At 45.8% G+C, this 15,374-nt stretch carries 14 protein-coding genes; 4 read left to right on the forward strand and 10 right to left on the reverse strand.

The features are described from left to right. Positions 1 to 121: 121 nt before the first annotated feature. Complete coding sequence (locus SPEA_RS17745) at positions 122 to 1,648, reverse strand: sigma-54 interaction domain-containing protein (RefSeq protein WP_012156580.1); 1,527 nt, start codon at positions 1,646 to 1,648, stop codon at positions 122 to 124. 1,007 nt (positions 1,649 to 2,655) lie between these two features. Here SPEA_RS17745 and SPEA_RS17750 point away from each other — a divergent pair. The 3 genes from SPEA_RS17750 (at position 2,656) to SPEA_RS17760 (ending at position 6,505) form a co-directional block, all read left to right on the forward strand. Next, positions 2,656 to 4,215 carry a flavocytochrome c gene (locus SPEA_RS17750; RefSeq protein WP_012156581.1) on the forward strand — a complete coding sequence of 520 codons (1,560 nt, stop codon included), beginning with the start codon at positions 2,656 to 2,658 and terminating at the stop codon, positions 4,213 to 4,215. 72 nt (positions 4,216 to 4,287) lie between these two features. Further along, positions 4,288 to 5,931 (forward strand): HAL/PAL/TAL family ammonia-lyase, encoded by a 1,644-nt coding sequence (locus SPEA_RS17755; RefSeq protein WP_041411066.1) that lies wholly within the window; start codon positions 4,288 to 4,290, stop codon positions 5,929 to 5,931. Between the two features lie 193 nt (positions 5,932 to 6,124). Continuing rightward, complete coding sequence (locus tag SPEA_RS17760) at positions 6,125 to 6,505, forward strand: cytochrome c3 family protein (RefSeq protein WP_012156583.1); 381 nt, start codon at positions 6,125 to 6,127, stop codon at positions 6,503 to 6,505. A gap of 397 nt (positions 6,506 to 6,902) precedes the next feature. On the opposite strand, the gene SPEA_RS17765 is transcribed toward SPEA_RS17760, so the two are convergent. Together SPEA_RS17765 and SPEA_RS17770 are read right to left on the reverse strand one after the other, a co-directional pair. Next, positions 6,903 to 7,286, reverse strand: a complete 384-nt coding sequence (locus SPEA_RS17765; RefSeq protein ID WP_012156584.1) for an MAPEG family protein — start codon at positions 7,284 to 7,286, stop codon at positions 6,903 to 6,905. A 255-nt stretch (positions 7,287 to 7,541) separates the two neighbouring features. Further along, positions 7,542 to 8,099 (reverse strand): HdeD family acid-resistance protein, encoded by a 558-nt coding sequence (locus SPEA_RS17770; RefSeq protein ID WP_012156585.1) that lies wholly within the window; start codon positions 8,097 to 8,099, stop codon positions 7,542 to 7,544. A 235-nt stretch (positions 8,100 to 8,334) separates the two neighbouring features. On the opposite strand from SPEA_RS17770, the gene SPEA_RS17775 reads away from it, so the two are divergent. Further along, on the forward strand, positions 8,335 to 8,829 hold the full coding sequence (locus SPEA_RS17775) for a nuclear transport factor 2 family protein (RefSeq protein WP_223296524.1): 495 nt from the start codon (positions 8,335 to 8,337) through the stop codon (positions 8,827 to 8,829). A gap of 43 nt (positions 8,830 to 8,872) precedes the next feature. Here SPEA_RS17775 and SPEA_RS17780 read toward each other — a convergent pair whose 3' ends face one another. The 7 genes from SPEA_RS17780 to SPEA_RS17810 all read right to left on the reverse strand — a co-directional run bounded on the left by SPEA_RS17780 (position 8,873) and on the right by SPEA_RS17810 (position 15,194). Then, positions 8,873 to 9,685, reverse strand: coding sequence for a cobalamin-binding protein (locus SPEA_RS17780; RefSeq protein ID WP_049768016.1), 813 nt, complete (start codon positions 9,683 to 9,685; stop codon positions 8,873 to 8,875). Positions 9,686 to 10,642: 957 nt separating this feature from the next. Next, positions 10,643 to 11,164, reverse strand: a complete 522-nt coding sequence (locus SPEA_RS17785; RefSeq protein WP_012156588.1) for a hypothetical protein — start codon at positions 11,162 to 11,164, stop codon at positions 10,643 to 10,645. A gap of 15 nt (positions 11,165 to 11,179) precedes the next feature. Next, positions 11,180 to 11,452 carry a hypothetical protein gene (locus tag SPEA_RS17790; RefSeq protein WP_150102249.1) on the reverse strand — a complete coding sequence of 91 codons (273 nt, stop codon included), beginning with the start codon at positions 11,450 to 11,452 and terminating at the stop codon, positions 11,180 to 11,182. Between the two features lie 27 nt (positions 11,453 to 11,479). Further along, positions 11,480 to 12,097: a cob(I)yrinic acid a,c-diamide adenosyltransferase gene (gene cobO, locus SPEA_RS17795; RefSeq protein WP_012156589.1), complete on the reverse strand. Its 618-nt coding sequence runs from the start codon at positions 12,095 to 12,097 to the stop codon at positions 11,480 to 11,482. Between the two features lie 150 nt (positions 12,098 to 12,247). Further along, a complete protein-coding gene (locus SPEA_RS17800) occupies positions 12,248 to 13,858 on the reverse strand; it encodes a cobyric acid synthase (protein WP_012156590.1) in 1,611 nt (536 codons plus the stop codon). Between the two features lie 11 nt (positions 13,859 to 13,869). Further along, positions 13,870 to 14,418 (reverse strand): bifunctional adenosylcobinamide kinase/adenosylcobinamide-phosphate guanylyltransferase, encoded by a 549-nt coding sequence (cobU, locus tag SPEA_RS17805; RefSeq protein ID WP_012156591.1) that lies wholly within the window; start codon positions 14,416 to 14,418, stop codon positions 13,870 to 13,872. Further along, entirely contained in the window at positions 14,415 to 15,194 is a 780-nt protein-coding gene (locus SPEA_RS17810; RefSeq protein ID WP_012156592.1) for an adenosylcobinamide-GDP ribazoletransferase, read from the reverse strand. Before SPEA_RS17810 ends, cobU begins: the two co-directional genes overlap by 4 nt. Positions 15,195 to 15,374 lie beyond the last annotated feature (180 nt).

The following is a 15,374-nucleotide window of genomic DNA, read 5'->3' on the forward strand; positions in this document are numbered from 1 at the left end:
TTAATTAGCTCCCTAGATATTCGAGAACCTCTTTAGAAAGTCATAAAAAAACACTTCCTCGGAAGTGTTTTTTTATTGCCTAATTAACTTTGCTGTTAACCCATCATCCCTGGAAGCTGCTTTAGCATAATCCGAGCTTCTTCATCTTGCTCTTGAGAGTGTTAGGGTTAATGTCCAATAGCTCTGCTGCGCCGCCCGGTCCATAGAGTTTTCCGCCGGTTATACGCATTGCATGGCTAATGTATTTACTTATCATGGTCTCGAGTGGCACTAATTTGTCACTGGCGTGGCTGGGATCAACGATAATGGTTTGTCCCGCTTTCGTGGTCACTTCCTCATCTGATTGCGCCTGCAACAAATCAAAGGTTAACGGTCCTCTGGGCTTTTGAATGATGGCTCGCTCAAGTACATTGATCAGCTCGCGCACGTTACCCGGCCAGCTGTAATTATTCAAAATACTCAATTGCTCTGGCATCACTCTAGGTAACTTTTCCAAGTTAAACTTTGCGGCCAACATTTCGATAAAGTGTTGCACTAACAGTGGAATGTCACTGCGACGCTGGCGTAGCGCCGGAATATCAATAGGAAAAACAGCTAATCGATACCAGAGATCTTCTCTAAAGGTTTTCTCATGTACCATGGCTTGTAGGTTTCTATGGGTCGCAGCAATAACCCGAATATCCAGGTCAACATTTTCATAGCCACCCACTCGGGTAATTGAACTGTTTTGCAGAACACGTAATAAGCGCACCTGCGCAGAGAGTGGCAGCTCGCCAATCTCATCTAAGAAGATGGTGCCGCCATTCGCCTGCTCAAAGTAACCAGCTTTACGGGTCTCGGCTCCAGTAAACGCTCCTTTCTCATAACCAAATAGCTCCGAGTCTATGAGTGTTTCAGGAATGGCGCCGCAGTTCACTTTAATAAAAGGCTTCCCTGCACGATTTGATTTTGCGTGAATCGCATTCGCAATGACTTCTTTGCCGCAGCCAGTTTCACCCTGCATTAATACACTGGTATTCAAAGCAGCAATCGCATCGACTTGCACCATTACCTTCTTCAAACCCCCTTCGGCTCCCACAACACCGTCAGGACAAAACATGGCTCGCTTAAGACTATCATTTTCTAGGCTCAATGCTTGGTTAGCTCTAAGCAAGTTACGACCACGTAAATTGAAGGCGGTGATCAGAGATAATGTGTCTTTGTGGGGTTCAATTAGGTCCGCATGCAAAGGTTTAAACTGTGCTTTCTTTTTGGAATAAAATCCGACCACACCGAGATGGGTATCGCTGCTAACCATGCGCAACAAAACAACCGAAGCGATTTCAGGGATCAATTGCGGCGCAACAAACCCCGTCACCTTATCCAGGCTAATATCATTAATAATACGGATCACTGGTCGGTCAGTTTCCTGCAACACAGCTTCCATTTCAGGCGAAATTTTCACCTGTCTATCCAGTGCTACCGCCTGTTGTTCATTAACATGAGACAAGAACTGAATATCACCGTGTTCGGGGCGATAGATATTGAGAAAAATACCATCGATAGGCAGGTACTGCTTAACAAATTCGTAGTAACTTTGTAGAGCGACTTCGAGTGACAAACTGCTGCATAGACAGTGAGTCGCCTGATAATAAAATTGTTCCTTCATTGATATCTCGGGTTAGCCACGAAGTTTCGTGATGGTAAATCATTGTATTTCGTGATTCTGTGTTCCTGTTCATAAATAACCAAAAATAGACAACAATTAAGAAAAACATATATCAAACCGTGGTCAACACCACACTCTAACCTTAGTGGTAAAATAAAATAATATGTTCACAAACATAAAATAAGAGAGCCATTTAAAACTTAACTGGAATATGTGAAGTAATCATAAAAGCGACAAAACATGTGAACCATTTAAAAATAAACACTGTTCTGTGAGCTATTCATGGATAGGATTAAATGTGTGATGAACTTATAACATTCACGTTAGTATGTGATGGTTTAAACATAAGATTAGAGCTAAAGCAATTCTGACTACCAGAACAGCATGCGCCATCCGCCCAATAACAATAAGCAACTGTTTACCCAATGGTTTACCCCAACAAAACTAGAACCACCCTATGTATAATCATTTACTAATTATAACCGTAATCGCCCCATAACTTAACGTCTACGGCTATTTACCGAGCAATAACAGCTAGAGAACTGACTCTGAATTAATCTATAAAAATAGGTGGGACACTATAGTGACAAAAACAATTCAATATATTCTACCACCTTCATATAAGTATTTTATTTATAGGTTCACTCCCCTCTACCACCAATCAAACTAATTAGCTAACATAGTCAATAATAACCACAATCACCCCTACTTATATTGAATGAAGAATTTTCGCTTTATAGTTAACGGCTCACCTTTAGTGAAGGTGATAAGTACCCAACACTATTTTAAATCCTAACAATAAGGCTACTTTATTATTGATATGTCGAGATGTTCACGAAATATCATGACCTCGTACCACGAGATTTCATGATTCCATGTTCTTGTTCATAAATCACTAGCAATCTCGCCATTATTAGCGAGTTGGCACAGTCGCTGCACTTTATCTGCATACATTGGGCTCCAATAGCCTGATAAACAAATTAAAATCGATATAGGGAAACAGATAGATGAACGAAAAAGAACTGGCGAGTCCTAGCAGACGCCAACTACTGAAAGGCGGTGCTGCGATGGCAGTTGCAGGCTTAGGTAGCACTGTTGCCTTGTCGGCAAACGCCGCTTGCGTCTCTATAGAAGAAGCCAAGTTTGACGAAGTTGTCGACGTTATCGTCGTTGGCAGTGGCTTTGCGGGTATGTCTGCAGCGCTACAGGCAAAAGAAGCTGGCGCAAGCGTTATGGTTATCGACAAGATGCCAGTCTTTGGAGGTAACTCTACTATCAACGGCGGCGCAATGGCGGTGGCAGGCTCACCTCTACAGAAGAAAGAAGGCATCGAAGATTCTGTCGACGTCATGGTTGCCGACATGCTGGAGTCAGGTCGCGGCATGAACGATGTCGAGATGCTAAAGCTTGTGTGTAATGGCACAGCCGAGTCTTGTGAATGGCTAATCGATCACGGTGTAGAGTGGAAACCTTTCGTACAACACTTCGGCGGCCACTCAATTCCACGCGTATTACAAACAGTACAGAGTTCGGGCGCAGGCATTATTCGTCCACTAATCAAAGCGGCTAAGAAGAGTGGCATCGAAATGCGCAATCAAGCCAAGCTCGAAGGCTTTATTAAAGATGAAAGCGGCCGTGTTATCGGTCTAGACGTGCGCCAAGGTTATTACTTCCCTAAAGACCGCACCGGAAAAATGGTTAAAATTGGTGCCCGTAAAGGCGTGATCATGGCAACGGGTGGTTTCGGTAACGATATTGAATACCGTCAAATGCAGCAACCTGAATATACCAGTGAGCTGGACTCGACCAACCACGCAGGAGCAACCTCTGAAGCACTTAAGCAGATGATGCTACTGGGTGCCAACCCAATTCACTTAGATCAGATCCAGCTTGGCCCATGGGCATCTCCCGATGAGAAAGGCTTCGGTACTGCATCGCAGTTCAACACGATTGCGACCTACCCTAGTGGCATCGTAGTTGACGTACGCACAGGCGAGCGCTTCTTTAATGAACTCGCCGACCGTAAGGCTCGTGCCGACGCCATCATGACTCGTCGCGACGAACAAGGTAAGCCAGTATACCCAATCGGCTTTACCAATGCCGAAGGCGCCAAAGATGCACAAACTCTAGCTTGGGGCCTTAAATACAATGTTATTAAGAAAGCCGACAACCTAGACGAACTAGCCAAAATCTACAACATGCCAGCCGAAGCGCTAAAAGCACAGGTTGCACGCTGGAACGAAGCCGTCACCAAGGGTGAAGACGGTGAGTTTGGTCGTCCAATGCAAAAAGCTATGTTGCTAGACAAAGGCCCTTGGTATGGCGTACGCATGTGGCCAAAAGTTCACTACTGCATGGGTGGCGTTAAGGTAAACACCGCCTCAGAAGTACTACACCTTGTCAGCAACAAACCAATCCCAGGTCTATACGCAGCGGGTGAAGCCACTGGTGGCATTCACGGTGCCAGTCGTTTAGGTGCCTGCGCGGTAGCTGAAGGAGTAGTAACTGGACGTAATGCTGGTCGTCATTGTTCACAGAGCCAGCCAGTGAAACTGAATCTCGCTTAGCTCAAATAAAAATCAAATTCGCTTAGCTAAGTGCCCTGCACTGAGCAGCAAAAAATTATGGAATTGATCAAGATGAAAACAACTAAAAATGCTGTATTAACATCACTCGCACTTGCATTAACTGCGACTCATGCCATGGCTGCAGACACTGTGGTACTCGACGGTAAACACTTTACCCAAGATCAAGCTTGGGCGATTGCCGATGGCGCTAAAGTAAAAATCGCACCGCAATCAGCGACAACCTTAGTCAAAGCCCATGAGTTATTAATGGAAGCCGCTCGTCTAGGCAAGCCAGTTTATGGACTAACAGTTGGTGTAGGTCTAAACAAAGATCATAAACTATTCGATGCTAACGGTGAGCTAAGCGCTGAAGTATTAAAGGCTTCTGAGTCGTTCAACTACAGCACGCTTCGCGCTCACAGCGCTGGTGTAGGTGAAGCCATGCCAGTGCGTTTAACTCGTGTTGCGCTAGCCGTACGCTTAAACACCATCTTGTCTGGTCACACAGGCGTACAGCCTTATGTTGCCGAGATTTACCAAGCTTACCTAAATAACGATATCTCACCAATTATCCCATCTAAGGGCACGGTAGGCGAAGCGGACATCCTACTGGCTTCTCATGTTGGCCTAGCCATGATTGGTGAATGGGATGTGATCTACAAAGGCAAGCGCATGAACAGCGCCGAAGCGATGAAAAAAGCGGGGATCAAGCCGCTAGCCCCTGTAGGTAAAGATGCGCTGTCGATTCTGTCCAACAACTCTGTTGGCGTGGCTTACGCGATGAAGGGTTACCGCGATGCTAAGCATTTACTAGAGGTCTCACCAACGGTATTTAGCCTAAGCCTTGAAGGCCTAAACGGTAACGTGTCGCCATTCTTGCCACAGACCAATGACATTCGCCCTTTCCCATACCTAAAAGAAGCGACAGCCGATGTGCGTAATACCCTATCTGGAAGCTACTTATGGGATGCCAATAGCGAACGTCCACTGCAAGATCCACTCAGCTACCGCACCACAGCCTATACGTTTGCTAGCGCCTACAAGGCACTAGCAGATCTTGGACAGATGATTGATATCCAGATCAACCATTCAGACGACAACCCAGGTGTGATATTAGGTGCGGGTAAAGACTACGGTAACAACTCTCAGGTCTCTAAGTATTTAGTTGAAGGCAAAGGCGGTGTGTTCCCAACTACCAACTTTGAACCACTCCCTGTCGCACTTGCCGTACAACAACTAAGCATCGCGCTGACTCACGTTTCACATAACAGTGCCATGCGTACTATCCACCTATCGGATGACCACTTTACTCGTCTACCGCGTTTCTTAAGCGCACCGGGTAACAATGGCCACGCATTCGGTGCAATCCAGAAGAGCTTCGTTGATATGCAGGTTCGTAATAAAGCCTTAGCAAACCCTGTTTCATTCGACGGTATCCAAATTGCTGGTAACATCGAAGACACCTTCACTAACTTGAAATTGGCGTCTGACAGACTTATCCAAATCGTTGATAACACAAACGTAATGTACGGCCTAGAGCTGATGCACTCGACTCAAGCTATCGACCTACGCAAACTTGCAGACAAGAACATCAAGCAAGGCGAAGCGACTAAAGCCATGTATGAAGCTTTCCGTAAGCAAGTGCCATTTGTTGAAGTTGACCGTCCATTCACACCAGACATTCAGGCTGCATACGAGTTTGTGACTAAGCTCTAGCTCATAAGTTAGGGGGGCGATACGAGTCCCCCACGCTCTACTGGCTGCGATAGGTACCACTCCCGCCTATTGCAGCAAATCGAGTCACAAGGCTAAGGAAAGCCTGAGTCACTCAAAGAGCAAGGCTTGATTAATAAGTGATGTTTTAACGAATACTGGGCTAATTAGCCCCAAAGAAAGAATAGGATTAACGATGTTAAGAGTACTAACAGCTATCTGTATGATGATGCTGATGTCAATTCCAGCAGCCAACGCGATGAAGCTTAAAGATTACCACCAAGAGATAATGACCGGTGACAACGGCAAAGTAGATTGTAGTTTTTGCCATGGCGAAGCCAAACGCAAAACCATCCCAGAAGCAAGTGTGTGTGAAAGCTGTCACGGCAGCGTGGAGGATGTTGCTGAGCTAACTAAACGCCCTGCTGACGCTGGCCACGACGTTGAACCCAATCCACATGACAGCCTACACTACGGCACAGACCTACCTTGTACTTACTGCCATATTGAGCACAAAGAGAGCAAGGTTTACTGTAACCAGTGCCACGAGTTCGAATACCCAGAAATGAAGCGATAAGTTATCACCGAATAAAGCTAAGACGGTAAAAGAGTCTACTAAACAAAGACGGATAAGAGCGGGTTAAAGCAAAGACGAACGGTCTTCGACCTCACGGAAAAGCTATAACCCTCCACTCTCTTCCGTCTCTGCTTTAAAACAAGGTCCTAGATCCTAGGGCGCTGCGCTTCGAGGACGGGCTTCGCCCTGCTAGGAAAAGCAAAAGCGTGACGGGCTAAAGCCCGACCTACAACAAACACTGCTTTTCTTGCTTTTCCTTGGACCTAGTACCTTTCTTTACCTTTCCGTAAGCGCAGCGTTCCGTAGTGACGCAGTCACGTTCCCTAGGCCGCAGGCCGTTCGGCTCTTACCGTCTTTGCTTTTTCCTAGAACCTTCTTTTAACCCTAGAACCTTCTTTTAAACCGCCTGCCAAAACACGGTAAATGAGGCAAATATTGCCACAAACCAAGACAGAGAACGCAGGCTGCCTCTATCCATTAAATACAGTAGCTGATAGGCAATGCGGGCTATCACATGTACGATTGCCGCAGTTTCTGCAACGGCGTTAACCTTACCGGTCGCAATCACCGCCAATACTGAAAGTCCAAAAATCAACAGTGATTCGAAGGCGTTTTGATGCGCCGCGACCGCTCGAGCGCCAAAGCCTGTGAGTTTCGACTGCTGCTCCCGCGGGTGATTGTTGTCATAGCCGCCTAATTTAGCCATAGCAGCCGCAACCGGGCCTTTAGCAGCATAAGGTAGCAACATGGCAATAAACAGGCAGATCAGTAGCGTAGTCATGTATTCGATTCCTTTCTTGTTATTATTTTTAACTGTTATGTTTTTATAACACTACAGGATAAGAAAAGCAGCTTTTAGGTTTTAGGAAAACAAAGACGGTTAGCGCTAAAACGAGAAAGAGGAGAAAGCCGGAAAAGCAATAAGCTTTTGTAGGTCGGCATTTATGCCGTCACCTGTTACGCAAGAGCAGATCCTAGGGCCGAGGCCCTAGGTAAAATAGCGACAAGCTAATACGAGATAAATAGGGAGTAAGGACTATTTGGGTACTGCTTTTTTCATCTGGGCGCCAATCAAAATAAAGCTTAACCCTTCAAAGATGAAAGAGACACCAATGAAGATCCCTAACAGAGAGAGTGAAAACTCCGGGTCTTTCATCAGGCTGAAAAAGTAAACCGCAATGGCGGTAGATAGGAGTCCACTCAATACAATCCATGGCCACCCATCTAGGTTTTTACGGCTGATAAAGCCAAAGAACATCCGAGTCACACCGTTAAACAGCATAATCATTATCATCATAACCGTAATGGTCAACAAGCCGACATAAGGCTCGGCTAAAATAAAAATACCGCCAATAAGATAGAACAGAGCACTAATGACGTACCAAGACTTGGCTCCCCATTTAGGAATACTCAAGGTGTGATAGACCTGCACCAGCCCAATCACTAGAAAGATCCCACCAATAATGGTGGTGATAGTCACTCCTACCGCAACCGGTAGGCTAATGGCTAAAATCCCGGCAAGGGTCACTACCACACCGACCATCACAAACCATTTCCAGCCTTTCGTTAGCATGTTATTTACTGGATTTTCCATAATGTAACCTCTAGCAATCAGGTGGTGAATCTAATCAGCAATTGAAGCTTGAGTGTTCGAGTCTAGTTGGAACCGCCCGCTCAATAACAAATGCGACGTGCATCTTGTAGATACAAGCTCAAGTATCGGTCATCAATGAAAATATGACTAGTTAGAGGGGCACTTTTCCTAAACTTAATCAAATCTCACTAATATACATAGCAGTTGAATCCCATTGTTAATGGAACATGCTTGGATGGCTGACTACACTCCTTTTACCACACATAATAATGACGACAAAAATGGAGTTAAGATGTCAGATGAAGAGCAAATAATCGCAACGCTAGAAGATTATGCGAAAGCATACTGCGCAAAGGATATTGATGCTTTAATGGCAGTGTTTGACGCAGATGACAGAATATCGGTAATTGGAACAGGTCAAGATGAGCTATGTGTCGGCAGGCAAGCTGTTAAGCAACTATTTCTTAGAAACTTCAATGATGCCACCGCCACACAATTTCAATGGGACTGGTCAACAGTCGCTATCTCCGGGAATCACGCTTTAATAGGCTTGACCTTAATCATTAAATTAACGGCAGAAGGCGAACTCACTTCGCTACCAATTCGGTGGACTGTTGCGCTCAAGAAAACTGATCGATGGGTGTGGATCCATAGGCATGCATCCACAGCATCTAACAGTCAAACGAAAGGAAAAGCTTACCCCAGCTCTATTAAAATGATTGGAAGCTAGGCTTCGCTTTCAGAAATACAGATTAAGCACTAGCTATATTTTCTTAACGCGCCTTATCTAACGCATCACATAGCGCCTCTACGCCAAGCAAGGCTCTAGGGGCCGCGCGGTGGAGTAGGTCGGCGTTAAGCTGATAAATATGCTTATTTTTAACCGCAGGGATCTCAGGCCACGCGCTCCAGTCTACACCTAAGATGTTGCCTTCATCTTGGCTCTGTAAGATCACTTCGGGCTGCTTAAGCACCACAGTTTCTAAGCTGACTTGTGGGTAATCGTTAGCCGCATCAGCAAAGACGTTATCACCGTGACACACTGAAATGATTTGCTGGATCCAGCTATCCTTGGCGACGGTCATAAGCGGGGTCGACCAGAGTTGATAGAAGACATTCACCCCTGACTTGGCAAGATTCTCGCTACGTAATTGCTTAAGTTGCTGACGGTAATCGGCAGCCACTTTTGCAGCCAGGACTTGATGCCCAGTTAGCTCTCCCAGAGACTCAAGCTCATCGGCCACCTCATCGAGCGTGTCAGGGTTACTATCGAACACCCGAAAACCTAGCGCTTTAATACGGGTAATGTCTTCGACTTTATTGCCACTGCCCCATACCACCACGAGATCGGGCTCTAGCTCCAGTATGCGCTCGACTTGCACCCCGTGATATCCGCCAATACGCGGAATGGCGAGAGCTGCCTCGGGGAAATCAGCATGATCTGTGGTCGCCACAATCGCCTCCCCCGCGCCAATGGCATACAGCATCTCAACCGAGTGTGGTGAAAGCGCGATAATACGTTTAGCGGGCGCAGCGATATCAGCATGCGCAAAAGCTGATGGTAAAGCACAAGCCGTCAGTAACATAAATAATCTGGTAACTCTGTTCATTAAAATCCTTGTAAGGTCGGTTAAATCTAAGACGGTAAAAGCTGAGACGGATCCGGATAAGACGGAAAAGACGGAAAAGCCGATAACAGCAAATACGAAAAACTGGTTAAGGAGTGAAACTTCCACCTCATCTGCGATATTTCACAGCACTCGACGTTGTGGCTAAGCCGTCAAATTTTTCCAGAAACAGCCAGCCCCTGAGCATACGACTCTTTCTAAGGGCCAGTTGATGGGGTAGGAAAACGAAGACAATGCAGTCATCATTGCAAACAGTCTGAAAGTAAATGGCGTCATGAAGAAGCGTAGTACAAGGCGCCCCACAGCGAACAACGAAGACATACCTTTAGGTAGGCGAGTTGTGAGCGAGGACGTAACGCAGTAATTCACTTCTGCAATAGTGTCGCTGGAAGCATAAGCTGACATAACCCTTATCCGACTTTCAACCACTTAGCTTAAAGATATAATCATATCCTGACATAAAATATAACCATAAGCTGACAAATTTAGATAAGCATTAGCAACCTACTAGATATAGTATGTACTTTTATTACGACAACAAATACAACTAGTGGCGCTGGTGTCAATTGCACAGACTGCTGTTCACAACTGATCACTTCTACTGGTGAGTAATGCTCAGTGTACTGGTCTAATTGACAATTTACAGGCAACAAAAAGCCCCAATGATATGGGACTAATTAAGAGGGGAAATCACTAGCTATTTAAGTCTGATTGTCATGTCTGTCCATATAAACCGTTGCTAAAACTTAACATTTATGATGGATGGCAGCTTATCATCTAGGGCTATGACCCCTTTATCGATGTTCTTCTGAAGCGATAACTAAAATTTAGTTGGAGCTGTGGAATTTACGCAATTAACTATGCCTGTCCATATATGTCTAGATGCTTATAGGTTGTATTTTTGGTGGCAAGGCTTTACTTAACCTGTTCAAATTTAACCATATCTTTTTCACCAATCAGCTCATAAAACTCATCTTCGCTATTTATATAGGTCTCTATCTCTTTTTTAGACAAAAAAATTACAGCTTTGATAGTATATTCCTTACCTAAGAATCGAAATGAATCTTTTATTGAATGGAATAATTCATAGTACCTAACTCGACTAAAGAAAAGGCCGTATATGTTTTTTCTATTTAAGCTTTCATAACTCGTAGTTACAGCTTTCCCCCATTCAGCCTTAAAATCAGCTTCATTAAGATCCAGAAGGATTGATACTACATCATCAATATCACCATCAGTTAGAGTAGCAAGGAATATATTTCTATCGTTTGCAATAGTAAAAACCAAGTGGGCATCAGAATGAGTTATTGGAAAAGCCAACGCTGTTTCCTTTAATGTACTAGCGTCCTCCCAAACTATAATATTATCAAAATCTATTAAGACGCATTTAGACAAGTGTGTAATAAGTTCTTCGCAAATTTTACTTTCAGTATTCATAGCATTATTTACTCATTATCTTCTACGACGAGAGATCCTTTTCGATTCTTTTTCCTTCTTGGGAAAATCATCAACATTCTTTTTACCTTTTTCTTGGTTGCAACTTCCAGTGCTACCTCCACAGCTGTCAGCAAAATTTTCCGAGCCATTAGCTAGGTCTTCAGCCTCACCTAGAGTAATCGTACCATCTAAAACTGAATCAACATGGTCACTAACAGAAGAAATATGGTCTACTTGACTAGCGATCTTATCACCACAGTAGTCACACATTCCATCTCTATTCTTCAAGTTATTTTTCTCGTCCAATAGCCATTTTCAGTAGTCGAAGCCGGGCTGGGCTTTGATTCCGGCTTCAAATGCATGCTTGACTGGCTGCACCTCACTCACTGTATCGGCCAGATCTACGATCGCTCGGTGACACGCCCTGCCCGTCACTATCACGTGCTGCATAGGCGGACGGTTCTTTAGTGCTTCAATCACGCGCTCCACCTCTAGATAATGGTAACTCACCATATAGGTCAGCTCATCGAGCATGACTAGATCGATCGTTTCATCTTTCAGTAGCTTCTCGGTGGCCTCCCAGGCCTTTACTGCGGCGGCAGTGTCCTTTTCACGATCTTGAGTTTCCCAGGTAAAGCCTGTGCCCATCACATGAAACTCGACCCCAGCACCTTCAAGTAAAGTACGCTCTCCACAGTCCCAGTTACCTTTAATAAACTGCACTACAGCTGCTTTCTTACCATGACCGACGGCGCGAACCACGGTACCAAAACCTGAGGTGGATTTACCTTTACCGTTACCGGTTAACACTAAAAGGATCCCTTTCTCTTCCTGAGCACGAGCGATCTTGGCATCGACGCCCTCTTTGATCCGCTGCTGACGAGCTTTATGACGCTCCGCTTTAATCGCATCCGTTGATTTTTCTTGTGTCATATTACGTCCCTATTTAATTCTACGTTTAGCTGCATCCCAGTACTGGCAAGGATTTCAGCAAATCAATTATGATGACCGCCTATAATAATTTAATTGTTTAGTTAGCGCCCAACTAACGTTCAGCTTTCGTTCGAATCTGTTATTTTTCATTCAAACGTGTTGTTTTTCACTCAGTTCTTTTACCCTGCTAGCTTGCCAGATCTGATTGAGTCGCTCGAGATCTAGATGCTGTTCTAACACATCGGCGAGTCGGTCTAGCTGCTGCTCACGTACTCGATTGACATCCACAGCCTCAGCTTGCTCCATTCCTGCCCACTTCAAAATAAGTTGGCACGCCTCGGGCGAATCAAACAAGCCGTGCAGATAGGTCCCCATGATCTGACTATCGCTAGAAAGCATCCCCTCGGCTTGTCCCGGTTGTTGCTCATTGCTAACTTGCTCGCCACTTTTTTCCCTAAGGTGTAATGGCTTCGCTAGTGGCATTAATGAGCGCGAGCGACCGCAGTGGATCTCATAACCCTGAACAGGTGCAGTTTCACCAAGCAGAGTTAAATGACCTTCGACTTGCTGTAGTATTTTGTTGGCGGTTAACTCTGTTACCAGCGGCAGTAAACCTAAGCCTTCGCTACAGCCTGCAATATCTTCGATCCCACTAGGATCGTCGATCGCCTGCCCTAGCATCTGGTAGCCACCACAGATCCCTAACACCTTACCGCCATAACGCAGGTGTTTGTCTATTGCCGTATCCCAGCCCTGTTCACGGATAAACTCAAGGTCGGCACGGACATTTTTACTGCCTGGAATGATGATTAAATCCGCTGGCGGTAGCGCTTGCTGGTCTTGGGCCTGACTTTTAGCAAGGGTCTGCAACGACACATAATTGAAGTCGATCTGCGGATTAAGCCTTAAAGGATCAAAGTCGGTGTGATTGCTTATACGTGGCAGCACCAACACCAAAACTTTCAGCTTAGTATCAGAAGATTTTTCAGGTGCTGCAATCAAGGCATCTTCGGCGTCTAGATGCAGGTCATGCAGATAAGGTAATACGCCAAGTACAGGTTTGTTAGTGTAGTTTTCTAGCCAATCTAAGCCATCTTGCAGCAGGCTTACGTCACCGCGAAAACGGTTAATCACAAAGCCTTTGACTCGCGCCTGTTCAGATTCACTAAGCAGCGCTAAGGTGCCAACTAGATGGGCAAACACACCTCCTTTATCGATATCGGCAATGATAATCACCGGACAGTCGACCTCTTCGGCGAAACCCATGTTGGCGATATCACCTTCGCGCAGGTTGATCTCGGCAGGACTGCCCGCCCCTTCCACCAGCAGCATGTCGTAATTGGAGGTTAATCTATGATAAGACTCTTTTACTGCCGCCATCGCCTTGACCCGATAACCTTCGGCATTCTTGCCAAAATAGTCTTCGGCTTCCATCTTCATCAAGGCCTTACCATGTACTATCACTTGTGATCCGGTATCTGAGCTCGGCTTTAATAAAATAGGGTTAAAGTCGATTTGCGGCTCGAGATGACAAGCCACTGCCTGCAAAGCTTGGGCGCGGCCTATCTCGCCGCCATCTATGGTTACCGCACTATTAAGCGCCATATTTTGCGGCTTGAAAGGGGCAACTTTAACGCCTTTTCTCACAAACAATCGGCATAGGCCCGCGACCAAGGTGCTCTTGCCCGCATCGGATGTGGTGCCCTGCACCATTAAGACTTTAGTTAGTGGATGGACTTTATTGTTATTCAATGTCGACATGTTCTGTTTCTTTAGCCTTTTAAACTCAGGGGTAAGCCTGCTGTCACTAAAGTGACTCTGTCTGCGATGGCCGCTATATCTTGATGCAACCAGCCTGCCTCATCGACGAAGCGGCGGTTTATCTCGCCCATTGGCACTATGCCGCAACCGACCTCGTTACTCACCAGAACAACTGTCCCTTTGAGCTCACTTAAGCTTTGCAAAAACTCGGCTTTAACCTGTTGCCAGCTGTCTTGTTTTTGTAATAGATGGTTAGTCAGCCACAGGGTTAAGCAATCCACTAAGATGATGCTGTTGTCAGTGTCGTGAGACTTTAATGCAGCCGTTAACGCTAGGGGGCATTCTATTGTATTCCATGGAATGGTATCCGACTGACGCTGAGTTTGATGGTGACGGATGCGCTCGTTCATTTCGGCGTCTAACGCTTGAGCCGTAGCCAGATAAAAACAACTAGCCTCAGAGCCATTATTGACTGTGACGTTAGCTAAGTACGCCTGTACTTGCGCCTCGGCGAAGCGGCTCTTGCCGCTACGAGCACCGCCTAAAACCAGATGGATCACCAGCTCACTCCTAATACAAGCAATAGCAGATAACAGGTCAGCTCAGAGCCTTGCTGGGCCGCGCCGAGCGTATCACCGGTATAACCGCCAATCTGCTTTGTAAACAGTCTGACAAAACCGTAGCGTACTATGGTAAGAGCAAGCGTTAACACTAAGGCTTGCATAACCCCCACTAACAACAGCGCCAATATGCCAGTTGCCAGCAAGATAGATAGCTCATTGATGCCCTGCTCTTGCGCAAGTGGCTTGCTCTTGCTGGTATCAGAGTCACTGACATAGGGCTCGGAGAAGATAAAGCTCGCAGCTACCACTCTACTCAAACAGTGGCCGACAATCAGTGCAAGGCTGACACTGCTTGGGTCAAACAGCGCAAGCTCTGTTAGTAGTTGCCACTTGAGTAGCAGTGCCAGCACCAAAGCCAGCGCACCATAACTGCCAAGGCGAGAGTCTTTCATGATGTTAAGCTTGGCTTCAACCGTCCAGCCGCCACCTAATCCATCGGCGGTATCGGCAAGGCCGTCTTCATGAAAGCCCCCCGTGACTAGCACGCTAGTGATCATCGCCAGCACAATGGCGATAGAGGGAGATACCCAATACAACATTAAGGTGTAAACCAGCGCACTAATGGCACCGACCAATAAGCCAACGAGACCAAAGTAGCGGCTCGCCTTATTCAGTTTATCTGCATCGACCTCAATCCATTTCGGCATAGGGATCCGCGTAAAGAACCCCATAGCGATAAAGAAAAGATTGAGCTGTTGTTGCCAAGCTTGCATGTAAAAATCCTTAAAAAATCGAATAGAGCTAGGACAAAAAATCCGAAAATAGCAGAGACGATTAGAAGCCGAGTAGAGCTAAGACGAACGGTCTTCGATCTACCGGAACAAGGATAACCTTCCACTCTTTTCCGTCTTTTCCAACTCTTTAGTTCTAACCTGCACCGTCTTGCCCCGTAG

Origin of the sequence: Shewanella pealeana ATCC 700345 (assembly GCF_000018285.1) — a bacterium.
GTDB classification, from domain to species: domain Bacteria; phylum Pseudomonadota; class Gammaproteobacteria; order Enterobacterales; family Shewanellaceae; genus Shewanella; species Shewanella pealeana.